General features: G+C 42.9%; 18 protein-coding genes and 1 tRNA gene. 10 read left to right on the top strand and 9 right to left on the bottom strand.

Annotated features, from left to right (window positions below):
* Nucleotides 1-27 precede the first annotated feature (27 nt).
* Nucleotides 28-2,790 (top strand): bifunctional aconitate hydratase 2/2-methylisocitrate dehydratase, encoded by a 2,763-nt coding sequence (locus ACFSR5_RS07395; protein ID WP_380902245.1) that lies wholly within the window; start codon nucleotides 28-30, stop codon nucleotides 2,788-2,790.
* Nucleotides 2,791-2,839: 49 nt separating this feature from the next.
* Nucleotides 2,840-5,107, top strand: a complete 2,268-nt coding sequence (locus ACFSR5_RS07390; protein WP_380902244.1) for an aconitate hydratase — start codon at nucleotides 2,840-2,842, stop codon at nucleotides 5,105-5,107.
* Between the two features lie 86 nt (nucleotides 5,108-5,193).
* Here ACFSR5_RS07390 and dapA read toward each other — a convergent pair whose 3' ends face one another.
* The 4 genes from dapA to ACFSR5_RS07370 all read right to left on the bottom strand — a co-directional run bounded on the left by dapA (nucleotide 5,194) and on the right by ACFSR5_RS07370 (nucleotide 10,135).
* Nucleotides 5,194-6,075, bottom strand: a complete 882-nt coding sequence (gene dapA / locus ACFSR5_RS07385) for a 4-hydroxy-tetrahydrodipicolinate synthase (RefSeq protein WP_380902242.1) — start codon at nucleotides 6,073-6,075, stop codon at nucleotides 5,194-5,196.
* 17 nt (nucleotides 6,076-6,092) lie between these two features.
* Nucleotides 6,093-8,117 carry an NAD-dependent DNA ligase LigA gene (ligA, locus tag ACFSR5_RS07380; protein ID WP_380902240.1) on the bottom strand — a complete coding sequence of 675 codons (2,025 nt, stop codon included), beginning with the start codon at nucleotides 8,115-8,117 and terminating at the stop codon, nucleotides 6,093-6,095.
* Nucleotides 8,118-8,240: 123 nt separating this feature from the next.
* Nucleotides 8,241-9,308 carry a glycosyltransferase family 2 protein gene (locus ACFSR5_RS07375; protein ID WP_380902238.1) on the bottom strand — a complete coding sequence of 356 codons (1,068 nt, stop codon included), beginning with the start codon at nucleotides 9,306-9,308 and terminating at the stop codon, nucleotides 8,241-8,243.
* Nucleotides 9,269-10,135: a lysophospholipid acyltransferase family protein gene (locus ACFSR5_RS07370; RefSeq protein ID WP_380902236.1), complete on the bottom strand. Its 867-nt coding sequence runs from the start codon at nucleotides 10,133-10,135 to the stop codon at nucleotides 9,269-9,271. Before ACFSR5_RS07370 ends, ACFSR5_RS07375 begins: the two co-directional genes overlap by 40 nt.
* Nucleotides 10,136-10,211: 76 nt before the next feature.
* Here ACFSR5_RS07370 and ACFSR5_RS07365 point away from each other — a divergent pair, with 76 nt between their 5' ends.
* The 4 genes from ACFSR5_RS07365 (at nucleotide 10,212) to ACFSR5_RS07350 (ending at nucleotide 14,321) form a co-directional block, all read left to right on the top strand.
* Nucleotides 10,212-10,820 carry a WbqC family protein gene (locus ACFSR5_RS07365; protein WP_380902234.1) on the top strand — a complete coding sequence of 203 codons (609 nt, stop codon included), beginning with the start codon at nucleotides 10,212-10,214 and terminating at the stop codon, nucleotides 10,818-10,820.
* A 61-nt stretch (nucleotides 10,821-10,881) separates the two neighbouring features.
* Nucleotides 10,882-11,541: a hypothetical protein gene (locus ACFSR5_RS07360; protein WP_380902232.1), complete on the top strand. Its 660-nt coding sequence runs from the start codon at nucleotides 10,882-10,884 to the stop codon at nucleotides 11,539-11,541.
* Between the two features lie 6 nt (nucleotides 11,542-11,547).
* Nucleotides 11,548-13,203 carry an ABC1 kinase family protein gene (locus tag ACFSR5_RS07355; RefSeq protein ID WP_380902230.1) on the top strand — a complete coding sequence of 552 codons (1,656 nt, stop codon included), beginning with the start codon at nucleotides 11,548-11,550 and terminating at the stop codon, nucleotides 13,201-13,203.
* Between the two features lie 293 nt (nucleotides 13,204-13,496).
* Nucleotides 13,497-14,321, top strand: a complete 825-nt coding sequence (locus ACFSR5_RS07350) for an alpha/beta hydrolase (protein ID WP_380902228.1) — start codon at nucleotides 13,497-13,499, stop codon at nucleotides 14,319-14,321.
* Between the two features lie 32 nt (nucleotides 14,322-14,353).
* Here ACFSR5_RS07350 and ACFSR5_RS07345 read toward each other — a convergent pair whose 3' ends face one another.
* Entirely contained in the window at nucleotides 14,354-14,989 is a 636-nt protein-coding gene (locus ACFSR5_RS07345) for a sugar O-acetyltransferase (protein ID WP_380902226.1), read from the bottom strand.
* A gap of 91 nt (nucleotides 14,990-15,080) precedes the next feature.
* On the opposite strand from ACFSR5_RS07345, the gene ACFSR5_RS07340 reads away from it, so the two are divergent.
* A complete protein-coding gene (locus ACFSR5_RS07340; RefSeq protein ID WP_380902224.1) occupies nucleotides 15,081-17,351 on the top strand; it encodes a glycosyltransferase family 4 protein in 2,271 nt (756 codons plus the stop codon).
* Here ACFSR5_RS07340 and ACFSR5_RS07335 read toward each other — a convergent pair.
* Entirely contained in the window at nucleotides 17,297-18,766 is a 1,470-nt protein-coding gene (locus ACFSR5_RS07335) for a glycoside hydrolase family 130 protein (RefSeq protein ID WP_380902222.1), read from the bottom strand. The two genes, ACFSR5_RS07340 and ACFSR5_RS07335, sit on opposite strands and share 55 nt — an antisense overlap.
* Nucleotides 18,767-18,877: 111 nt before the next feature.
* On the opposite strand from ACFSR5_RS07335, the gene ACFSR5_RS07330 reads away from it, so the two are divergent.
* Nucleotides 18,878-20,347 carry an aminoacyl-histidine dipeptidase gene (locus ACFSR5_RS07330; RefSeq protein WP_380902220.1) on the top strand — a complete coding sequence of 490 codons (1,470 nt, stop codon included), beginning with the start codon at nucleotides 18,878-18,880 and terminating at the stop codon, nucleotides 20,345-20,347.
* Nucleotides 20,348-20,422: 75 nt separating this feature from the next.
* Here ACFSR5_RS07330 and ACFSR5_RS07325 read toward each other — a convergent pair whose 3' ends face one another.
* Both ACFSR5_RS07325 and ACFSR5_RS07320 read right to left on the bottom strand, forming a co-directional pair.
* Entirely contained in the window at nucleotides 20,423-21,055 is a 633-nt protein-coding gene (locus ACFSR5_RS07325; protein ID WP_380902218.1) for a nitroreductase family protein, read from the bottom strand.
* Entirely contained in the window at nucleotides 21,052-21,666 is a 615-nt protein-coding gene (locus ACFSR5_RS07320) for a TetR/AcrR family transcriptional regulator (protein WP_380902216.1), read from the bottom strand. The genes ACFSR5_RS07325 and ACFSR5_RS07320 overlap by 4 nt, the downstream gene beginning before the upstream one ends.
* A gap of 177 nt (nucleotides 21,667-21,843) precedes the next feature.
* On the opposite strand from ACFSR5_RS07320, the gene ACFSR5_RS07315 reads away from it, so the two are divergent.
* A complete protein-coding gene (locus tag ACFSR5_RS07315; protein ID WP_380902214.1) occupies nucleotides 21,844-22,638 on the top strand; it encodes a patatin-like phospholipase family protein in 795 nt (264 codons plus the stop codon).
* Here the strand turns inward: ACFSR5_RS07315 and ACFSR5_RS07310 are convergent.
* A complete protein-coding gene (locus ACFSR5_RS07310; RefSeq protein WP_380902212.1) occupies nucleotides 22,635-23,459 on the bottom strand; it encodes an alpha/beta fold hydrolase in 825 nt (274 codons plus the stop codon). The two genes, ACFSR5_RS07315 and ACFSR5_RS07310, sit on opposite strands and share 4 nt — an antisense overlap.
* Before the next feature lie 167 nt (nucleotides 23,460-23,626).
* Here ACFSR5_RS07310 and ACFSR5_RS07305 point away from each other — a divergent pair.
* Nucleotides 23,627-23,700, top strand: a tRNA-Arg gene (locus tag ACFSR5_RS07305).
* Nucleotides 23,701-23,753: the final 53 nt, after the last annotated feature.

Genomic DNA, 23,753 nt, shown 5'->3' with positions numbered 1-23,753 from the left:
CCCATAAAATAAGAAAGTTAGATATCTATGAGTATTTACAACGATTACGTACAAGAGGTTGTAGAACGAGAAAGCCAAGGGTTGCACCCAAAGCCAATTGACGGAGCGGAATTACTAAGTGAAGTAATTGCCCAAATTAAAGATGTAAACAACGAACATCGAACGGAATCGTTAAGGCTGTTTATTTATAACACCTTACCCGGTACGACACCGGCAGCTGCAGTGAAAGCGCAGTTCTTAAAAGAAATTATAGTGGGTGAAGCGGCGGTTGCTGAGATTACGCCTACTTTTGCTTTTGAATTATTGTCTCACATGAAGGGAGGGCCTTCTATTCAGGTATTATTGGATCTCGCGTTAGGTATGGATGCCGTGATTGCAGCGCAGGCGGCAGACGTTTTGAAAACGCAGGTGTTCTTATACGACGCTGATACTGCCCGATTGAAAGAAGCTTTCGAACAAGGCAACATGATTGCAAAAGCTATTTTAGAAAGTTATGCTCAGGCGGAATTTTTCACAAAGCTTCCTGAGGTGGCGGAGGAAATTCAAGTCGTTACTTTTATTGCGGGGGAAGGGGATATTTCTACCGATTTATTGTCTCCCGGAAATCAGGCACATTCGCGATCCGATCGTGAATTGCACGGTCAATGTATGATTACGCCTGAGGCACAACAACAGATCCGTCAACTGCAGGCGCTGCATCCCGATAAAAGTGTGATGCTGATTGCTGAAAAAGGAACAATGGGGGTAGGCTCTTCGCGTATGTCCGGTGTGAATAATGTGGCTCTATGGACAGGCAAACAAGCGAGTCCGTATGTCCCGTTCGTTAATATCGCTCCAATTGTTGGTGGTACAAATGGTATTTCGCCAATTTTCTTGACAACCGTAGATGTAACCGGAGGTATTGGGATCGATCTGAAAAACTGGGTAAAAAAAGTAGATGAAAACGGAGATGTGGTTCGTAATGAAAAGAATGAGCCTGTCTTGGAACAAATGTATTCTGTTGCTACCGGAACAGTATTGACCATCAATACAAAAACAAAAAAATTATATAACGGGGAGAAAGTGCTTATCGATATATCAAAAGCGTTGACTCCTCAGAAGATGGAATTTATCAAAGCGGGGGGCTCGTATGCCATTGTTTTTGGTAAAAAAATCCAAACATTTGCAGCACAGACGTTAGGTATCCAAGCTCCCGTTGTGTTTGCCCCTTCTAAAGAAATTACGATGGAAGGTCAGGGGTTGACGGCAGTAGAAAAAATCTTTAATAAAAATGCTGTCGGTGTAACACCGGGGAAAGTATTACATGCGGGATCTGATGTGCGCGTTAAAGTAAACATCGTGGGATCTCAAGACACGACCGGACTGATGACTGCTCAAGAATTGGAGGCAATGGCTGCTACGGTCATAGCGCCGACTGTTGACGGGGCATATCAATCTGGCTGCCATACGGCGTCGGTATGGGATAAAAAGGCACAGGCTAACATTCCAAAGTTAATGAAGTTTATGAACGACTTTGGTTTGATCACTGCGCGTGATCCGAAAGGCGTTTATCATTCCATGACGGATGTTATCCACAAAGTGTTGAACGATATTACAGTTGACGAGTGGGCGATTATTATCGGCGGCGATTCCCATACTCGGATGTCTAAGGGGGTAGCTTTCGGTGCCGACTCGGGTACGGTTGCATTGGCACTGGCTACGGGTGAAGCTTCTATGCCGATCCCAGAGTCTGTAAAAGTTACATTTAAAGGAAGCATGAAAGAGCATATGGATTTTCGGGATGTGGTTCATGCTACGCAGGCGCAAATGTTGCAGCAGTTTGGCGGAGAAAATGTTTTCCAAGGCCGCATTATTGAAGTGCATATCGGAACGCTTCTTGCGGATCAGGCATTTACATTTACCGACTGGACGGCGGAAATGAAAGCCAAGGCCTCTATTTGTATTTCTCAAGATGAAACGTTGATTGAATCGTTAGAGATTGCGAAAAGTCGTATCCAAATCATGATTGAGAAAGGCATGGAAAATGACAACAACGTGCTGCACAGTTTAATTGAGAAAGCAAACAACCGTATCGAGGAGATTCGATCAGGAAATAAGCCTGCATTAACGCCAGACGAAAATGCAAAATATTATGCAGAAGTCGTAATTGACTTGGATATCATTGAGGAACCGATGATCGCAGATCCTGATGTGAACAATGCCGATGTATCGAAACGTTACACGCATGATACGATACGCGACTTGACTTATTATGGCGGAAATAAAAAGGTGGATCTTGGATTTGTGGGCTCATGTATGGTGCATAAAGACGATTTGAAAATTGTTTCGAAAATGTTGAAAAACATTGAGCAGCAAAAAGGTGTTGTTAAGTTTGAGGCTCCTTTAGTAGTTGCTGCGCCAACGTATAATATTATTGACGAACTGAAGGCGGAAGGAGACTGGGAGTTCTTGCAAAAATATTCTGGATTCGAATTTAGCGATGCGTTGCCAAAAAGTACGGCTCGGACCGAGTATGAAAATATTATGTATTTAGAACGTCCCGGTTGTAACCTGTGTATGGGGAATCAGGAGAAAGCGGCAAAAGGAGATACGGTCATGGCCACATCAACGCGTTTGTTTCAAGGGCGTGTGGTAGAAGATAGAGATGGTAAAAAAGGAGAATCGTTATTGGCTTCTACACCTGTTGTTGTGCTTTCCGCGATTTTGGGAAGAATTCCGAATATAGACGAATATAAAGCTGCTGTCGAAGGTATTAACTTGACCAAATTCACGCCTATTTCGACCAAGTAAGCGCATAACAGAGTTTTAGTAACTTGTTTAATAACATATAATTAGAGATATGGCTTTTGATATAGAAATGATCAAAAAGGTTTATAGCCAGTACGAGGAGCGCATCGCTGCGGCACGTCAGGTTGTCAATAAACCTTTAACCCTTGCTGAGAAGATTTTGTATACGCACTTGTGGGATGGAAATGCAACACAAGCGTATGAACGAGGAAATTCTTACGTAGATTTCGCGCCAGATCGTGTAGCGATGCAGGATGCAACGGCTCAGATGGCCTTGCTGCAATTTATGCAAGCAGGACGTCCGAAGGTCGCCGTTCCTTCTACTGTTCATTGTGACCATTTGATTCAGGCAAGAGATGGGGCGGAACAGGATTTAACACGTGCGAAAAGTGAGAGTTCAGAGGTGTTCAATTTCTTATCTTCTGTCTCTAACAAGTATGGTATTGGTTTCTGGAAGCCAGGAGCAGGTATTATTCATCAGGTAGTTTTAGAAAATTACGCATTTCCGGGCGGTATGATGATCGGTACGGATTCTCATACCGTAAATGCTGGCGGTCTTGGTATGGTGGCGATCGGTGTTGGTGGTGCGGATGCCTGTGATGTGATGGCTGGACTTCCCTGGGAACTTAAATTTCCTAAATTGATCGGTGTCAAATTAACGGGTAAATTAAGTGGATGGGCAGCACCGAAAGATGTGATTTTGAAAGTCGCTGGTATTTTGACTGTGAAAGGGGGAACTGGTGCCATCGTCGAGTATTTTGGTGAAGGAGCAGAATCGCTGTCGTGTACAGGTAAAGGTACAATCTGTAACATGGGAGCTGAAATAGGAGCGACCACATCAACCTTCGGTTATGATGCTTCTATGGAGCGGTACCTACGAGCTACGGGACGAGCAGAAGTGGCAGAGGCGGCGAATATCATCAAGCAGCACTTGACTGCTGACCCGGAAGTGTATGCTAATCCGGAGCAATATTTTGATCAATTGATCGAAATTAACTTGTCGGAATTGGAACCTTCATTAAATGGTCCCTTTACTCCAGACTTATATACACCCGTTTCGCGTATGCGTGAAGAGGCGGAAAAGAATGGTTGGCCGTTGAAAGTTGAATGGGGCTTAATCGGTTCCTGCACGAACTCTTCCTACGAAGATTTGTCTCGCGCCGCGTCTATTGCAAAGCAAGCAATTGATAAGGGATTAGTGACCAAGGCGGAGTTCGGTATCAATCCGGGCTCGGAGCAAGTACGCTACACTGCCGATCGCGATGGTCTATTAAGTACGTTCGAAGATCTGAATGCAACTATTTTCACGAATGCTTGTGGTCCGTGTATCGGTATGTGGGATCGTGCGGGAGCGGATAAGCAAGAGAAGAACACGATCGTTCACTCCTTTAACCGTAACTTCGCAAAACGTGCCGACGGAAACCCAAATACATATGCATTTGTAACATCTCCGGAAATGGTGGCGGCTATTGCTATCTCAGGCGATTTGGGTTTTAATCCAGTGACGGATACGTTGACGAACAAGAATGGTGAACAGGTTAAATTGGATGCGCCGACGGGCGATGAATTACCTGCTAAAGGCTTTGATGTGGAGGATCCGGGGTATCAGGCTCCTGCTGCTGATGGGTCTGCGGTACAGGTTGACGTGTCTCCAACATCTGATCGTCTACAGTTGCTAGAGCCTTTTGCAGCCTGGGAGGGAACTGATCTAAAAGGCCTAAAATTATTGATTAAAGCTAAAGGTAAATGTACCACGGATCATATTTCGATGGCCGGTCCTTGGCTAAAATATCGCGGACACTTGGATAATATCTCCAATAATATGCTTATTGGTGCTGTGAATTATTTTAATGATCAGACAGACACCGTAAAAAATCAACTCACCGGCGAATATGGTGCCGTGCCTGCTACGCAACGTGCATACAAAGCGGTCGGCATTGGTTCTATCGTTGTTGGCGACGAAAATTATGGTGAGGGGTCTTCCCGCGAACATGCTGCAATGGAGCCTCGTCATCTTGGTGTTCGGGCGGTACTCGTAAAATCTTTTGCACGAATACATGAGACTAACCTTAAAAAACAGGGAATGCTCGGTTTGACATTTGCCAATAAAGATGATTACGATAAAATCCAGGAAGATGATACCATCGATATCCTAGGACTTACCACATTCACACCAGGTAAACCGTTAACGCTAGTATTGCATCATGCTGATGGTTCTCAAGAAGAAATCTTAGCAAATCATACCTACAATGCGCAACAGATTGAATGGTTTAAGGCCGGTGGGGCGCTGAATATTATTCGTGCAAATCAGGCCAACTAATAAGGTAGACTTTTAGAGGGAGTCTAATCAAAAAAGTCCTGCCATTTGGCGGGACTTTTTGAGTAAATTATCTTTTCCCTCGTATTTTATCCGATTATGCCCATTTCCTTGTCGATTGCCTGTTGTGTCTGCGAACCGACAGGTACAAGTGGTAAACGGACATAATCCGTATCGATGATGCCCAATTGTTTTAAAATATATTTGACCCCACATGGATTCCCTTCCACGAAGCAAAGATCCGTTATACGTAGGAGGTCGTTGTGCAGCACGCGTGCCTGTACATAATCGCCATCTTGTACACATTTCGTCAAGGAAGTAACCTTTTTAGGATAAGCGTTTCCGACTACCGATATGATTCCCGCCGCACCGAGAGACATCATAGGCAAGGTCACCGGATCATCACCTGAAATCAATAAAAAGTTTGCAGGCTTATCCCGTAAAATCTCACTGAATTGCGCAAAGTTGCCCGAAGCTTCTTTGGTGGCGACAATTTGTTGAAACTCTTGGGCTAGCCGCACTGTAGTTGCAGGGGAGATGTTACTCCCTGTACGTCCCGGCACATTATATAATATGAGCGGAAGTTTAGCCACTGCGGCTATTGCCTTATAATGTTGGTATATGCCTTCTTGAGTAGGTTTGTTGTAGTAAGGCGATACGGACAAAATAGCATCATACCCAGCGATATCGAATTGTTCGACCTGTTGGACAATTTCTTGGGTATTATTCCCACCTATGCCAGCTACTAAGGGAACTCGTCCATTCACTCGCTTCACTGTAAACTCCCAAACCTGCTTTCGTTCCGCTGCAGTTAGTGTGGCTGTTTCACCTGTCGTACCTAATGATACTAAATAATTCATTCCTTCGTTGATCTGAAAGTCGATCAGCTTTCCTAATGACGGGTAATCGATGGTTCCATCTGCATTAAACGGAGTAACTAAAGCTACACCTGCTCCTTGAAGCTCATTCATTGTGTATGATATATAGTTTAATTTTGTTGATTAATCATGTTCAAAATATCTTTGTCCGATATAATCGGAACATGTAATTTTTCGGCTTTCGCTAATTTCGAGGGTCCCATTTTATCGCCGGCAACTAAATAATTCAGCTTAGCAGAAATGGAACTGACCATCTTTCCTCCGTGGGATTCAATAAGTTGAGCAAGTTCTTCCCGGGAGAAATCGGTGAAGACGCCAGATATTAGAAAAGTCTTGCCTTCCAAACTGTGACCGGCAAGAACAACCTCTTGCTCTTCGACTTCGAAACATAAACCTGCGGCTTGAAGTTTCGCTATCTCCAAAATATGATGCTCATCGTGCAAATACGTGTGTACACTTTCCGCAATTCGGCCGCCGATATCCTGTACATTCGCAATTTCCTCCACGGAAGCGAGAGCCATGCGTTCAATCGTTTTAAAGTGTTGTGCGAGTTTTCTAGCAATGGTTTCCCCTACGTGCCTGATGCCTAATGAAAATAAAACTTTTTCAAAAGGTTTGTTTTTTGAAAATTCGATACCCATAAGCATATTCTCGATCGACTTGTCGCCAAATCTTTCCAATGTTTTGAGACGATCTCGATGGTCTTTCAAGGTATAGATATCGGCAATTTTGCGTAGTAGTCCAAGCTTGTAGAAGGTTTCTATAGTCTCGTCGCCCATGCCTTGGATATCCATCATCTTTCGACCAATGAAGTGCTGCAACTTTCCGACAATTTGCGGTTTACAGCCTTCTTCGTTTGGACAATAGTGCACGGCTTCTCCTTCCTGACGTATGAGTGGTGCTCCGCATTCGGGACAGACTACTGGATAAACAATAGGCGAGGTGCCCACGGCGCGTTTCGCATTATTGACGCCGATAATCTTCGGGATAATCTCACCGCCTTTCTCAACGTATACGGTGTCGCCCTCATGTAGATCGAGCCGAGCTATTTCATTGGCATTATGTAAGGACGCGCGTTTGACGGTAGTGCCCGCAAGGAGAACCGGTTTTAGATTGGCAACAGGTGTCACTGCTCCTGTGCGTCCCACCTGATAGGTAATACTTTTTAATGCAGTTTCAACACGTTCTGCCTTATACTTATAGGAAATTGCCCATCGAGGTGATTTCGCGGTGAATCCAAGTTCTTCTTGTTGGGCGTAATCATTGACCTTAATCACGATCCCATCGATATCGTACGACAACTGGTGACGAGCTTCGTCCCAATAATTGACAAACGCTAAGATCTCATCAATGTGATGACATAATGTAGTGTGTTCGCAAATCTGAAACCCCCAACTCTTAACGGCCTGGATACTGTCCCAATGACTATCAAAAAGTCGGTTACGGTTTTCTGCATAGAGGAAATATAAAAAACAATCTAACGGACGCTTCGCCACTTCTTTTGGATCTTGTAGTTTGATGGTACCTGAAGCAAAATTTCTCGGATTGGCGTAGGTCTGTTCTCCATTGGTTTCCCGTTGCTTATTGAGGCGCTCAAAGGCCGCCCGGTGCATGAAAATCTCTCCACGTATCTCAAATAAAGAGGGATAATCTGCCTTATCAAGCTGATGGGGGACACTTCGTATTGTTTTTACGTTATTTGTCACATCGTCCCCTTGTGTACCATCACCTCGAGTCACTGCACGCAGCAGTCTTCCGTTTTCATAGGTTATTGATATCGATAACCCATCAAATTTTAATTCGCAAACGTACTGTACTTGATCACCGACAACTTTACGTACCCGCTCATCGAATTCTCGTAATTCCTGTTCGTTATAGGTGTTTCCTAACGACATCATGGGCCACCGGTGGCGTACTGTACTAAACTTTTGTGTAATATCCCCGCCAACCTTTTGGGTAGGAGAGTTCGGATCCATATATTGCGGATAGGCCGCTTCCAACCCTTCCAACTCTTTTAGCTTTTGATCGAAGTCGTAATCCGAAATGACGGAATTAGCAAGTACGTAATACTGGTAATTGTATTCGTTCAGTTCTTGCGTAAGTTTCGAAATTCTCTCTTGGATATCTATTGACATAGTGAGCAAATTTAGTAAATAAAATGGCCTTAAATAAACTAAAAACGGAGTTTTTAGTTAAGCGTGCAAAGTACCGAATAGAAAGAGACGACGAATTAGTTACGTTCTTCGAAGGATTCCTTGTTAATGGAAATTTTCGCCTTTCAATTGCGAAAATTTCCGGATTTTATTCATATAGAACGCCCAAACTACACACTTTTTATATAACCCAGTCAAGTTACTTTTGGTCTTATACCGCCTTCGTTTTTTTGCCGTTTTGAAAATATACAAGAAGAAATATTGATGCGAGCGGCTAATCGCCCACGCGTCTTTCGGCTTCCCGTCAGCCAAAAATTTTAGAAGTGCAAAAAAGTCTAGCCATAACCGCGCAAATAGAACCCAAACGGCAGTTACCAATGGAAGATTTTTTTGCAACATGACGAGGTTATTTCGGAAGTTTAAATAGGTCTTCTTCGGATTACTGGCATTTAATGTGCCACCACCTACATGATAAACAGTCGACGTTGGGACATACCCAATACGATATCCCATACGTTTGAGTCGCCAACATAAGTCTATTTCTTCCATATGCGCAAAGAAGTCTTCGTCGAAGCCCTCGGCTGCTCGCCAAACATCTGCACGAATAAATAGTGCTGCTCCGGTAGCCCAAAAAATTTCGCACGGTGTGTCGTATTGTCGCTCATCGCGTTCGACATATTGAAATAGCCGTCCTCTACAAAACGGGTAGCCATATATATCTATGAAGCCGCCAGCAGCACCTGCGTGTTCAAACAATCCTTTCTCATGGTATGCCATGATCTTGGGTTGGGCTGCAACCATATCGGATTCTGTCTCCAGATAGTCGATCACCGGTTCGATCCATGAAGGGGTCACTTCTACATCTGAGTTGAGCAAAATAAAATAATCAGCCTCTACCTGTTTGAGTATTTCGTTGTAACCGCCTGCGAACCCTAAGTTGTGCGGATTACGAATAATACGAATTGAAGGATACGTGTTTTGTACAAAATAAACGGAATCATCTGTGGACGCATTATCTCCAACAATAAATTCGATATTTGGATATGTGCTGTTATACACCGATGGAAGGAATTTTTCCAGAAAGAATTTCCCGTTCCAATTGAGTATTACTACAGCGACTTTCGGACGTTGTATCATATTCTGCGTTTTCTTTTCCAGCGTTTGTGTGACCATAACCAATATTCCGGTTGTTTCCGGATCATACGTTCGGTAAAATTATTATGAAGCCGGGTAATTTCGTGTTCACCATATTGATCCGGATCTTCGACGAGTGTTGTAAATTGGCAATAGTAATGACCACGTTTCACCTTGCGTCCGATATGGCAATAAACAACAGGATTTTTTGTAAGACGTGCTATTCGTTCGGTGCCCGTATACACGAGTGTTTCCTGATTCATAAATTCCATAAAGTAATCTGAATCCTGATAAGTAGGTGTTTGATCGGCAACAAACATGCTGATGTGCGGCGTTCTTTTTAAACGGACGATATGTCTTAAAATTTGTTTCATCGGCACCATCGTAGCGCCAAATCGGCAACGGAGCGCGTTATACACTTCATTAAAATCCTTGTCATTCAGCGGTTTGTAAATAACCAGACGAGGATAGTCTGTCATTAAGGACAACCGGTGAATACCCAGTTCCCAGTTTCCGTAATGTGCGGTCACACCAATAACGCCTTTGCCTTGCTCAAAATGTCGAAGGACTTCTTCCGGGTTTACCAGCTCGATACGTTTGATAACATCGGCGGCATGAATGGTCCTCATTTTTATGGATTCAACAATTAAATCGGGAAAGAACTGGTAGAAGTGTTTGGCCAAGGTATATTGCTCGCTTTCCGATTTTTCCGGAAACGAATTGCGAAGATTCTCCAATACTACTTTTTTGCGGTATTTTACGACATAAAACAGTATGATAAACAGTACGTCTGATATACCATATAAAAACCAGAAAGGTAGCAAGGATATCACATACAGCAGTGCAGCTATGCTTTTTTTTCTCATGAATACGGCCAAATTCCTTGGATTTCCTGCAAATATCCTTAAATAAGTTTATTTTTGCCTAAAATAGTTAAAATCGATGGAATCACAGTTGCTTTTACCCGCTTTTTATTTGCCGCCTGTTAGTTATTTTCACGTGATCTCGCACTGTGAGGTTCCTATATTGATCGAACAATTTGAGCATTATCCGAAGCAGAGCTACAGAACACGCGCCAAAATTGCAACGGCAAACGGGATATTGGATTTGATTGTCCCTATCGAACACGGACGTAAGGAGCATGTGCCTGTGAAAGATATTCGAATTAATTATGAATTTGATTGGCAACGACTGCATTGGCTAAGCCTGCAGACAGCGTACCGCAGTTCAGCCTATTTTGAGTATTATGAAGACGACTTCGCATATTTCTACAATCAAAAGCATGCATTCTTGCTGGACTTTAATTTAGAGCAATTAGCGTTGTTGATGAAATGTTTAAAAATTAACCGTGAGATAAGCCGTACGCCATGCTACGAAAGCGTTCAAAACGGCGTTGATTACCGACGCTTAATTCATCCTAAGCAACCTAGTCTATGGCGCGACCCGAAGCCTTATTATCAAGTTTTTACAGAGAAACATGGTTTCTTACCTGACTTAAGTATCGTAGACCTCTTGTTTAATCAAGGTCCTCAAAGCAAAAATTTCCTGTAAAAAGAAAATAGACCAAACTTTTTCGATTGAATTGTTGTTTTTCTAATAAATCAGCAATTTCATGGGAAAATTATTTGCGCTTTTTTTTGCGTGTTTGTGTATGGAAACCCTATCTGCACAGACGGAAGCAGATACGATACATTACCGTAAAATCTATTACTTGGGCGGGACTGGTTTGTCATTTCCGTTGGGCAAGACGAATGAAGCTCTTACGACCAAATTATTTTCAGGAAGCGCGGGATTGGATATTGCATTAAAGGATCCACAGTATTTTTTAACGCCAACACTCTACATGTTGACATTCGGGTACGACCAACTGATACCGGATCCCAACTACAATCATATGATCGAAAACGGTCGCGCTAGCTTTTATATGTTGAGTTTGGCTGCGGGTAAACGCAAACAGGTTAAACGACTGAATTCATACGCTTATCTAGGACCAGCTATGGGCCTGATTACGGAACCTCGGGGGGATTTAGTCGACGGTAAAATTAAAATGGAAAACAAACGCTCTTTTACTGTTGCTGGAAAAATGGGAATAGGTTCGGACTACAAGTTTCCTGGCTTCTTTATAGGTGCTGAGATCGGCTACCTTTATAATTTAAAAAAAATAGAGGGAAATCCTGTTCATTTTCTGACCATTATGGTCGGACTAAAATCTGATATTACGCGTTTAAGTGAGAAGGTCACGGATGTGATCGGAATAGACACGTATAAATGATAACATATGTATGGGGTTCAGAAATTAAAACGAGTGGGACAGATATTGGGTATTTTGTCCAAGCACGGATTTGAAGAAATTATATCTCGAACGAATTTAGATCGGATCATTCCAGATAGCTTTTTGCTTTGGAATACCCGCACACGCCGTATTTTCGAGGAAGACTTCAATATACGCGTTCGGCTGGCTATTGAAGAATTAGGGCCGACGTTTATTAAACTAGGACAGTTACTTAGCAACCGGGCTGATATTATTCCCGACGATCTACGACGAGAACTGGTTAAGCTACAGGACGAGGTTCCGGCCGAATCCGTTAATCTGTCGGAGAAGTTAGAACAATCGTTGGGTATCGATGTAACAGCTCATTTTGCAGAGCTCGACGATAAGCCCATCGCGGCGGCCTCTATTGCACAGGTATATCGGGCTACGCTTCGGGATGGTTCTTCCGTGATCATCAAGATGAGACGTTCAGGGATTACTGAAATGGTGCACGCAGATCTCGATTTCCTATTGGATCTAGTTAAGCTTCTTCGAAGCAAGTATGAAATTATACAGAAAATAAACCTCTACGAAATTGTGCAATCTTTTGCAAATTCTCTGTTGAATGAGCTATCTTTTACAAACGAGCTCAATAATATTGAACGGTTCCGTCGCAATTTTACAGGAAACTCGGCAGTGTACGTCCCCAAAACCTTCCGCGAGTTTTCTAACGATGAATTATTATGCATGGAGTTTGTGGCAGGGATTAAGATTAACGATCTACAAGGGCTAAAAGTATATGGATTCCAATCGCATGTTGTTTTGCAAAATTGCTTGGATTTGTATTTGGAGCAAGTTTTACTGCACGGCTTTTTTCATGCGGATCCTCATCCTGGAAACGTTTTTGTGAACGCACAAGGGCAGATTGTTTTTATTGATTTCGGTGCGATGGGTTTTATGATCCCTCGGGATCGGGATGTTATCGAAGGAATGGTGATTAACTTTTTGATGCATGACGCGAAAGATCTTATTAGAAACCTCAAAAAATTGGCTGTGGTTCACGACATTGAAGACCAACGTCAACTGGAACGTGACGCCTATGAAATCTTTCAAATGATTGAAGAAAATGCACTGGATGACATTGATATCTCTGTGATGTTGCGAAAATTGAATAAAATTTTGCAATACAATAGTATCCTGCTTCCTGACTTTGTTTATTTATTGCTCCGTGGGGTATCTATTTTGGAAGGCACCGGGAGACAACTTCACGCTGATCTCAACATTCCGGAAAGTATAACGCCGTTCGCTAAAAAAATAGCTCAAGAAAAAACATCAGCATCGCACATCAAAAAGATGTTGTTGGAAAAGAGCAAGTTTGTCAAGGAAATCTTGACCGAAGTGCCGGAGGACTTAATCATGTTATTGGAGAAAACAAAATCGGATAAACTTACTTTAAACCATAAAATTCAGGACTTTGATCGGATGCAACTGATTTTTCACCGCATAGGAAATAAATTTTTATTATCCATTCTAGCGATGACGTTTGGAGTCGGTGCGAGTATTTTGGCGCATGGACGGGTAGGCTATCTCTTGTGGGGCATGCCTATCTTATCATGGCTAGGCTTTACTATGAGCTTCATCCTCTCGGGCATCCTTATCATTTATCTTGTGCGAAGCAAATAGGATGTTAAATACTGTTAAAGATCGGTAAATCGCGTTAGCACCTGTAATAAACTTTTATTGGCGCCGTTATTCTTTTGTATATAAGTACGAATTCATAATTTCATAATTTAGGTTAATAATTGGTTTGGTAAACGTCTGTTGCTCCCGGCTCAGACGTTTTTTTCGTACGTGCTTATAGAGGTTAAGCTGAAGCAATTTAGCTACGCGGACACGGTCGAATCTTATAAGGGCGACAAGTGCATGATAAACTTCCAGTCTTTCATTCTTTTTTGTATATTCCGTCAAACATAAAAATGATGCGAACACTTCTTTTACTCTGTTTTAAATTAATTGCAGGTTCTTTTTGCCTAGCACAGGAGGTAGCCTATGAAACTGTGGAAAACATTTCGTACATAGACGATACGACCGATAATTATCAAGCTCAACAATGCCAAATGGATATACATTATCCTACATCTGGAGCCTTGAAGCCGGTAGTAATTTGGTATCATGGCGGAGGCTTAACCGGAGGGAGAAGGGAAATCCCCACGTTCCTAAAAAATAAAGGATTGGTTGTCGTCGGCGTTGGCTATCGTTTTGCACCTAAAGTGCGTGTTCATGATATTATTGAAGATGCCGCGAAAGCCGTTTCGTATGTGATGCATCATGCGGATAAGTATCATGGCGATAAGCGCAAAATTTTTCTATCCGGTCATTCAGCTGGTGGCTACTTGACATTGATGATGGGACTCAACAAAACTTTTCTCGAAAGGGAAAAGGTAGATGTAGGAGAGATAGCCGGTATCATCTCGTTTAGTGGACAGGCTATTACACACTTCACTGCCCGACAGGAGGCTGGTATTCCTGAAAAGCAACCCACTATTGGCGAATTAGCGCCACTATATTGGGTACGTAAAGACGCTCCGCCCATTGTTTTGTTAACAGGCGACCGCGAATTGGAGATGCTCGGCCGCTACGAAGAAAATGCCTACCTGAAACGGATGTTATTGCTTGTCGGGCACCCGAATGTACAGTTGATAGAGTTTGAAGGATATGGTCATGATATGACGTATCCAGGATTTCCAATTCTCGTTAGCGCAATCAAACGTATCCTCAGCGAACGGGAAGAACTACAATAGATTGTTTTGAATATCGTGCTATTTTAGGCGGCCTAATCCTCAAAGTCCGTTTCTTCTACAGAAGGGAAACGTTCGTTTTTATAGTAAAATTCTTTATCCTGTTCGGTGATTTCACGTAATACGCGACACGGATTTCCAACGGCAATTACATTGTCAGGAATATCACGCGTGACAACCGATCCCGCGCCGATTACGACGTTCTTTCCGATATGAACTCCGGGATTGATGACGGTATGTCCACCTATCCACACATTGTCACTAATGGTAATGGACTTTGCGAATTCCCAACCGGCGATACGGGGTTCGTGGTGAATAGGGTGACCAGCTGTGAAAATAGATACATTCGGACCAATCATAACATTGTCGCCCACGCGGACCGGTGCGCAATCCAGCACGGTAAGGTTGTAATTTGCGTAAAAATTATCGCCTACGAAGATGTTGTAGCCGTAGTCGCAACGAAACGGAGGCTCGATATAGATACGCGGGGTAGATGCACCAAAGATTTTTCTCAAAATCTGATTTCGGGCTTTTATTTTGGTCGGTTCCAAATTGTTGTACTGATAAAGTTGTTCTTTCGCATATTGTCGCTCGGCAAACAACTCTTTTCCCATGGCCTGATAAACTTCTCCGGCGATCATTTTATCCTTTGATGATTTTGTGTGCTCCATATGTCTAGAAAAATAATAAAAAAAATCTAGCTTGGCGATTTTGTAAAACAAAAGTGCTTGAAAATTCATTCTATGTTGCAGGAGACTTACCATGAAGATAGCTTATATCAGTACTTATACGCCGAGACCGTGTGGCATTGCCACCTTTACCAATGAACTTGTACGGGCGATAAATCGAAATGAAAGGCAAATGTCTGTTGAGCAACATATTTTTGCTGTGACAAATGGGGCTGACGCATATGTGTACCCAAATGAAGTCGTTCGTGAAATTGAAAAGGAGCAACTTACCGACTATATAGATGCCGCAAATGTGATCAATAATGGTGGATACGACATTTGTGTGCTTGAACATGAATACGGGATCTACGGGGGCAATAGCGGAGGTTATGTGCTGTCCATATTAAAACGATTACGGATGCCTGTTGTTGTCAATCTTCATACGATTTTAGAAAACCCTTCTGTGGACGAAAAAGCTATTCTATTAGAAATCGCACAACAAGCAGATAAGTTGGTCGTTATGACCTCCTATGCCACAGATCTTCTAACGCGTGTGTACCATATCTCTCGGTCTAAGATTATCGTTATACCACATGGGGTGCCGGCCTTTCCACTTCGTCGCGCTGAAGCAAAAGAGGTGCTCGGATTGACCAATAGGAGGGTGATGCTTACATTCGGTCTTATGGGACGTAACAAGGGAATAGACGTGGTTATAAAAGCTTTACCTACACTTGTGAAGAAGTTTCCGGATCTGATCTATCTTGTGGTCGGGAAGACGCATCCCGAGGTGTTGAGACACGCCGGAGAAGAATATCGACATTATTTGGAGGGACTTGTACACGAACTAGACCTAAGTCACCATGTAGTTTTTCATAATTCTTTCGTGGGACAGGACCAATTAGCCACTTATTTGTCAGCATGTGATATTTATCTAACTCCTTATTTGAACGAAGCTCAGGTAACGAGTGGGACCTTGTCCTATGCTTTGGGTGCAGGAGCCTGTGTCGTATCCACTCCGTACTGGCATGCAGCGGAGGTGCTTGCGGATGGTCGGGGAATATTGTTCCCTTTTAAAGATCATCAGGCATTGGAAACAGAATTACATCATCTCCTTGTTGACGATAGTCGCCTAGACGCTATACGTAATCGTGTACGACACCTGCAAGGGGAATTATCTTGGGGAAGCGCCGCGCTTCGCTACCTTGATGTGTTCTTACAGACCCAGCAAGAGCACGGTTTTATAAAGGCAGACGGAGAGGATGTATCTCAAGCAGCGGTTCATTTGGATTTTCAGCATATCAGGAGATTGACTAACCAGGTCGGGATTATCCAACATGCCACATATGCTACGCCTAATTATCATCATGGATATTGTTTGGATGATAACGCCCGCGCGTTGTTATTGGCGCTCATGGCACAGGAGAATAATAGGCAGGACGACCGGTTGAACGAACTGATCTCCACTTATATCGCCTACATTTATTACGCACAACGTCCCGAAGGAAATTTTCGAAACTTTATGGGATTTGACAATCGATTTTTAGAGGAAATCGGATCGGAAGATGCATTTGGAAGATGCGTTTGGGCTTTGGGATATTTGGTCCGTTGTCAGACCAACAGTAGTTTTCACCAAATAGGAAAGGAAATGTTCGACCGGGCAAAAGCGCATTTTCTGGATATGCGCTCCTTACGAGCTGTGGCGTATAATATGTTAGGAATTGTCCATTATCTGGAGTATGAACCTCAGAATCAGGAATTGATTGGTATCCTACACGAACTGGTCGACTTTATGTATCTAGAATACCAGCAAAACAGTACTGAACATTGGCACTGGTTTGAAAAAGTGGTATCGTATGATAATGCGATTATCCCTTTAGCATTGCTTCGGGCGCACAGATACGTGCAGCGGGAAGATGTGCTGCAGGTCGCGCGGCTATCCGCAGCATTTTTAGATGCTATATTGTTCCGAACAGAAACCTTATCCCTAATTGGTAATGAAGGATGGTATACATGGCAAGCTTCGGTTGCCTCCTTCGGGCAACAGCCGATAGAGGTATATTCTACGATGCTGTTGTATACAGAGCTGCATTGCCATGACCCGAAACCCATCTATCACGAGCGGATGAAACGTGCTTACAATTGGTTTCTTGGGGAGAATGATCTGCAGTTAAAGATGTATGACGAGGAGACCGGCGGCTGTTGCGATGGGCTGGAGGCTTACGGTGTCAACCGAAACCAAGGGGCAGAGAGCACAATTACTTTCTGGTTATCCACGCTGCATATGCAGCGCGTCTTTGGGCATTATCCATATTATCCATTGGCTAGTAGTTCATGGAGCAAGTCTTCTAAATTTACGGTGGCGTAGGTGGACGCATAATCCGACATGGCGTACGGAATAATTAAATGACCGTTGTGCACCATTTGCCCGCACGAGTAAACGACGTTGGGAACATAGCCTTCCCGTTCGGTTGTAGTTGGAGAAAGAATGGGCTGTTTTGATCGTCCTATGATTTTCGTGGGATCATCAAGGTCGAGCAACGTTGCACTGAGGGTATACATGCGCATAGGTCCAACACTATGTGTGATCATCAACCAGCCTTTGTTTGTTTCTATAGGCGAACCGCAGTTTCCTAATTGTACAAACTCCCAAGGCTCTTGTGGCTCGCGTAGCAGGACGATATCTTCGTGCCAATTGGTGATGTTTTCGGAAAAGGAAATGTAATTGTTCTCGCCGTCTACTCGACTTAACATAGCATATTTTCCATTGATCTTCCGTGGAAATAGCGCTGCTCCCTTATTTGCAATTTTTCCGTTAATGGGTTGTACTTTAAAATGAATAAAATCTTTCGTTGAAAGCAGTTTAGGAAGAATTGAAAAACCGTCGTACGCCGTATAAGTAGCATAATAGGTGATGCGTCCTTTTTCGTCTTGAAACCGGACAAAGCGGGCATCTTCAATACCTCGTATTTCGGTTTCTGCTAACGGAAAAATAACCCGTTCCGATATTGCGGTGTCTAAAGAATACGTCATTTCATAATGTGAGGAAGCGAGCCACATCATTTGATTAGCTAATGTATCACTATCGACGGAAAGCGTGTTTTCGTCCTTGATTTCTCGGACAAGGCGGCGTAGCTCTTCATAGGTAAATGTCTCCGTCAGTTTTTTGTTGATGATGTCGAACATATCGTCCTCAGGAGCGTGCAAAGCGAGCAATTTAGCCAAAAAATCGTCCTTTTCGTATTGGTGGTTTTTGATCTGTTTCGGCTTTTCCAATAGACGTCCAACGTCATCCAGCTGAATATCGAGGTTCTTATCAATGATACCAGATCTAAACACGATCGAAGAGACATGTCCTTCGCCGGTAGCCCGGAAACTAAGGATAACACGCTTTTCTCCCTCCCGAAGCTGAGATTGATCCAGATCTTCCACAATCGAAGGGTTAAAAAATGCTGCAGCTTCTATGGAATATTCCATGGTAAAATAGGCACCAATGATCAACCGCTCTTTATATGTGATCTCACGATCTCCCAACGACATTTTCTTGATGATGCTCGTTAACCGTTTGAAATTCTTTTCCAAAATAGAAACAACGCTTCGGTGTCTTTTCGAAAAATTTCGGAGAATCAGATTTAATAGGTCGTTTTGACGCTGCCTAGGTAAATCCAAAACACGCTTTATAATTTTCATTGAGCGTTCTTCTGGCAGTTGGAAGAAGCGCGCTAGAACGCGTTTTGAATCGGGACTAAATATGATTGGTTTACGCTCGACTTGTACTGACATAGATGTGATTTTTATATATAATCGCTGTTGACGGAAAATTGTTTGATCGAAGTTATAACAGATGCTTTATGGCGGAGATTGCTTAATTTTGGACGGACTAAGATAAAAATAATGAATTCACTACTGCAACATCTAGAACCCAGAGGACTTTGGTCGCACTTTGAGGCGTTAAATGCTGTGCCCAGGGCATCCAAGAAAGAGGACCGTGTGATCCAATTTATGTTAGATTTTGGAAATAACCTGGGATTGGAAACTGTTAAAGATACAGTCGGAAATGTGTTGATACGGAAACCAGCTACAACAGGTTTCGAAGATAGGAAAACCGTTGTTCTGCAAGCGCACTTGGATATGGTACATCAAAAGAATAGCGATACGGCTTTTGATTTCGACATACAGGGAATCCAAATGGTCGTGGATGGGGATTGGGTACGAGCCGACGGTACGACACTAGGGGCTGATAACGGCATCGGTGTAGCGGCGATTATGGCCTTGCTCGCGTCAGTAGATATCGTTCATCCGGCTCTGGAGGCCTTGTTTACGATCGATGAAGAGACTGGGATGACCGGTGCTAAAGGGCTGAAAGGTGATTGGTTAACAGGTGAAATCTTACTTAATCTAGATACAGAAGAAGATGCCGAGATCGACATTGGTTGTGCTGGTGGGGTGGATGTTACGGCTTCACTTGACTACGTGCCTGAAGCTGTTGTTGGCCGTACGAATGCCTATATATTGACGGTGAAAGGATTGCACGGCGGCCATTCGGGTATGGAGATACATAAGAGACTTGGTAATGCAAATAAAATCTTGAATCGTATACTTTTCGACATATCTCCATTAGGAATACGTCTTTCGCGTATTGACGGAGGGGGACTTCGTAATGCGATACCGAGGGAAAGTACGGCGCAGTTCTTTGTGGATATGTCCAACCGTGAGGCAATCCAAGAGGCTGTTGACAAAGCGGCCGCAATAATCCGCTCAGAATATGCTGGTGTAGATGATAATTTACGAATTGAACTAACGGAGTGGTCGCCTAACGACTCTTTCGTACTCCCCTTAGCGTTACAAGATCGTTTAATACGGGCGGTTTACGCAGCGCCTAACGGGGTTTACAGAATGAGCACATCTTTTGACGGACTAGTTGAAACTTCAAATAATATCGCACGGGTGGAGGTCGGAGGCGGACACATGGTTGTTAAATGTCTGACACGCTCGTCCGTAGAATCTTCTAAGAGAGATTTAGCGGCCACTTTGCAATGTTGCTTTGAACTGATGGGAGCACACGTCACTTTTTCGGGAGATTACCCAGGGTGGACTCCTCGCCCGGATTCATCAATTCTTCACGTACTAAAAACGACCTATAAAGGACTATTCAAGACAGATCCAGAGATTGTCGCGTGTCACGCAGGACTGGAGTGCGGGATACTAGGCCGTAACTATCCGGAGATGGAGATGATTTCTTTTGGTCCAACCATTTTGGGTGCACACTCTCCGCAAGAAAGAGTTTCTATTTCCTCAGTACAGAAATTTTGGACATTTTTGCAAGCCATATTAAAAGATATTCCGATCAAAGAGACAAAATAAACGCAACAGGAAAGGGGCTGCCCAACTGGTGGAAGCCCCTTTTGCTTTGTTTCAATATAGTGTTTAGTATGTGTTTTAGTTGAAATTTAAGACGAAATTCTCCTTGGAAATACGAACTTTCTTCAAGTTGACTAACCAATCGTTTTCGATATCCCTATAACCTAAAGCTAAGATGGTAACCGATTTAAGACCCAAAGCCGGCAAGTTTAAAAGCTCGTCTAGTTGAGCATTGTTAAATCCTTCCATGGGCGTCGCGTCTACTTTCTGTTCTGCCGCCGCAGCAATTGCTAAGCCGAAACCAATGTATGCTTGACGCGCTGCATGCTCAAAATGTTGCTGTTTTGTTTGCTGTTGCAAACTGTCAAACAACTGGTTTTTGTAAGCGTCTGACGTTCCTAACGGAAGTCCTCTCTCTTCTTCCTGTTGTGAAAAGACAGCGTCGACTCGCTCTTTGGTATACTCGTCGTACGCAGCAAAAACCAAGAGATGAGATGAATCAACGATTTGCGATTGGCCAAATGCTATGGGCTGAATTTTAGCTTTCAACTCAGGATTGGCAATTTCGATTACTTTGAAAGGATGCAGTCCAGATGAGGTAGGCGCAAAACGAGCTGCTTCAATGATGTAATCTACTGTTTCTTGTGCAACGGGTTGACCGTTCATTTTCTTTGTAGCGTAGCGCCACTGTAAACTTTGTAATAAACTCATAGTTGTTTTTTCTTAAAAATTAAAGTGAACATAAAACTATCGATGGCATCGGTAAATACAGGACTTGGCTCGTTCTGAATTTTATTGTTCGATAGCAATTCAATTGAAATAAATCCATGTAACATCGACCAAAACGTTTTCATCTTGAGAAAAAGATCGATATGCTCGTTGCTATGCTCAGTGGCTGTATTGGCGATCGCCAAACGCATCGTCTCGGACATTTCTTTCATCTCTGCAACGCTATTCACCGTCTCGCAAGCCGGCATTCCCAACCCAAACATGATTCGATAGTGTTCGGTATGTTGTGCAGCGAACTTCCAATACGCATACGCAATCTGTTGAATACGGCGCTCATTGTTCGTCTCGTTTCGCTCCGCTTGTCGCAGCTGTTCGGTTAACTTTCGAAACCCTTCCTTGATGAAATGCTCTTGGATGGCCTCTTTGTTGGCGAAATGTTTGTAAATAACGGGAACGCTATATTCAATAGCATCGGCAATTCGACGAATAGAAAGCGCCTGCCAACCCTCTTGTTGGATGATTGTCCATGATTGTTCGATGATCCGGTTACGCAATTCTTCTTGTTGTCTCGTCTTCCGCTCGTTAATCCCCATATTTGTTTAAACATTTTGTTAACACTGTTAACAAAAGTAACGCCATTATAATTCAAATTCAATATGTACTTTTGAAATCGACATTAATTTGACAATTTCATAGATAAGGAAATGTATCTATACGTTTGTGAGCTTTGTAACATTGTATTTTAGAGGCAATTTAAGTATGTTTACTCCATGAAAATAGCAGACACCCGCAGAAAAGTATCACTAGTCTTGGGTAGTGGGGGAGCCCGTGGTATTACCCAAATTGGGGTGGTTCAACGTGTGGAAGAGTTGGGGATGGAAATAGAGGAGGTGGTCGGATGTTCTATAGGTGCACTTGTTGGTGCAGCTTATGCCTGTGATAAATTAACTGAACTTGGAAGCTGGATGTGTAAGCTCACAAAAGCACAGGTATTTAAATTGATGGATTTTTCGAATCCCCGTTATGGTCTATTTAAAGGTACACGTGTGTTAAATACGCTTCAAGAGGTGTTTGACGATGTCCTGATTGAAGATCTATCCACATTGTATACTGCAGTTGCTACGGATTTGAGGCGAGAGGAAGAAGTTTTATTTCGGACGGGAAGTATTTATTCAGCCATCCGTGCTTCCATTGCGATCCCCGGTGTATTTACCGGCGTATCAGTGGATGATCGTTTTTTGGTCGACGGAGGTGTACTTAATCCGGTCCCTGTAAATCATGTCGTAAACAAGGAGAATATCGTAATTGCTGTCAATTTAGATGGCATTCCCCTAAAAGATAATGGACATATCCCGAAATTAAATCCGGTGGCTTTACTTCAGGAATCGTATTACGCTATGCGCAGACGCTTAAGTACGCTCATGCTGTCTCAATATCAACCAGATTATATTGTCACAGTTCCACATAATTCGGCGGGGATTTGGGACTTTCATCGATCTAGTGAACTTATCGATATGGGCTATGCTTTGGCTCAGGAAGCATTGAAAGAGATAGAGGGCGTTTAAATTCTCGCTACAAAATCGTTAATAAGTTTATTAAAGTGTTCTGGATTTTCTAAATTAGGAAGATGCCCGCAGTTTTCCAATTCAATAAAACTTGCTGAAGGCAATGCGTGGTGCATATCCACCATGTCTTGAAGTGCTGTAATTTTGTCGGCCGTGCCGCGTATCAAAAGGGTGGGTACCGCTACGGTTGGAAGCACATCCGTCGTATCCGTACGTGATGCCATACCGAGCAACGTCGCACAAATGGTGTTGACACTATTTCTGCGAATGCTGCTTTTGATAAGTTCGACTGCCTCCGGACGTTCTTCTATGCTTTGGCTTGCAAATATATTTTCCACAAAGCCAATGGCAAAAGGTCGTCGTCCATGATTTAAAACAGCTTGGATACTATCAAAACGTTTTTGTTTCGCGGCATTACTGTCGGCTTTGCTATGAGTATCTGCCAATATTAGTCCACTTATCTTATCTGGAAAAATCTGGTACGCACGAAGTGCGATATAACCACCCATGGATATTCCGCACAGAACCGCTTGTTCGATTTCTAATTTTTCCATAAAAACTCGAAGATCCTTTGCGAATACATCGATAGAAAAAAAGCCATGTCCGCTTGTGCTGTTCCCGTGCCCGCGGATATCCAGCGCAATACCCTCTACATCATCTGCCAAATTTTCCAATTGTTCCCGCCACATATTTTTGTTGAACGGGAAACCATGTAAGAAGATAATTGTTTTTGTCGATTCTGTTTTTGCTTTCTTCGTGTGATAAGAGATACTTATGTCTCCAATCCGGATTTTATTGCTTTTTATGAAGCGTTCGGCCATGTGTGTGAAATTTATTCTAAATGTAAATATTTTTTAATCAACAATATATATACCATACCGCTATTTGGAAGGTGTTTTTTTGAAAAATAATTTGGAAAGAAAGAAAAAGTATCGATATTTGCAACACCAAAATCAATAGGTATCCTGTTGACAACTTATTAAAGTCTGCGCTCATAGCTTAATTGGATAGAGCATCTGACTACGGATCAGAAGGTTAGGGGTTCGACTCCCTTTGAGCGCACTTTTTTCTACTCTAAATACAGAATCACAGTTATTTTATGGTCCAATTTTAAT

This window comes from Sphingobacterium suaedae (assembly GCF_042684625.1).
GTDB lineage: Bacteria > Bacteroidota > Bacteroidia > Sphingobacteriales > Sphingobacteriaceae > Sphingobacterium > Sphingobacterium suaedae.
This window is presented reverse-complemented; position numbering and strand designations above follow the sequence as displayed.

Bases quoted from the DNA above. Each gene is read 5' to 3' on its own strand.
- ACFSR5_RS07345 (WP_380902226.1), bottom strand. From the start codon at position 14,989: ATGGAGCACACAAAATCATCAAAGGATAAAATGATCGCCGGAGAAGTT.
- dapA (WP_380902242.1), bottom strand. From the start codon at position 6,075: ATGAATGAGCTTCAAGGAGCAGGTGTAGCTTTAGTTACTCCGTTTAAT.
- ACFSR5_RS07365 (WP_380902234.1), top strand. From the start codon at position 10,212: ATGGAATCACAGTTGCTTTTACCCGCTTTTTATTTGCCGCCTGTTAGT.
- ACFSR5_RS07315 (WP_380902214.1), top strand. From the start codon at position 21,844: ATGAAAATAGCAGACACCCGCAGAAAAGTATCACTAGTCTTGGGTAGT.
- ACFSR5_RS07340 (WP_380902224.1), top strand. From the start codon at position 15,081: ATGAAGATAGCTTATATCAGTACTTATACGCCGAGACCGTGTGGCATT.
- ACFSR5_RS07330 (WP_380902220.1), top strand. From the start codon at position 18,878: ATGAATTCACTACTGCAACATCTAGAACCCAGAGGACTTTGGTCGCAC.
- ACFSR5_RS07390 (WP_380902244.1), top strand. From the start codon at position 2,840: ATGGCTTTTGATATAGAAATGATCAAAAAGGTTTATAGCCAGTACGAG.
- ACFSR5_RS07310 (WP_380902212.1), bottom strand. From the start codon at position 23,459: ATGGCCGAACGCTTCATAAAAAGCAATAAAATCCGGATTGGAGACATA.
- ACFSR5_RS07320 (WP_380902216.1), bottom strand. From the start codon at position 21,666: ATGGGGATTAACGAGCGGAAGACGAGACAACAAGAAGAATTGCGTAAC.
- ACFSR5_RS07355 (WP_380902230.1), top strand. From the start codon at position 11,548: ATGTATGGGGTTCAGAAATTAAAACGAGTGGGACAGATATTGGGTATT.
- ACFSR5_RS07370 (WP_380902236.1), bottom strand. From the start codon at position 10,135: ATGAGAAAAAAAAGCATAGCTGCACTGCTGTATGTGATATCCTTGCTA.
- ACFSR5_RS07395 (WP_380902245.1), top strand. From the start codon at position 28: ATGAGTATTTACAACGATTACGTACAAGAGGTTGTAGAACGAGAAAGC.
- ACFSR5_RS07350 (WP_380902228.1), top strand. From the start codon at position 13,497: ATGATGCGAACACTTCTTTTACTCTGTTTTAAATTAATTGCAGGTTCT.
- ligA (WP_380902240.1), bottom strand. From the start codon at position 8,117: ATGTCAATAGATATCCAAGAGAGAATTTCGAAACTTACGCAAGAACTG.
- ACFSR5_RS07360 (WP_380902232.1), top strand. From the start codon at position 10,882: ATGGGAAAATTATTTGCGCTTTTTTTTGCGTGTTTGTGTATGGAAACC.
- ACFSR5_RS07335 (WP_380902222.1), bottom strand. From the start codon at position 18,766: ATGTCAGTACAAGTCGAGCGTAAACCAATCATATTTAGTCCCGATTCA.
- ACFSR5_RS07325 (WP_380902218.1), bottom strand. From the start codon at position 21,055: ATGAGTTTATTACAAAGTTTACAGTGGCGCTACGCTACAAAGAAAATG.
- ACFSR5_RS07375 (WP_380902238.1), bottom strand. From the start codon at position 9,308: ATGGTCACACAAACGCTGGAAAAGAAAACGCAGAATATGATACAACGT.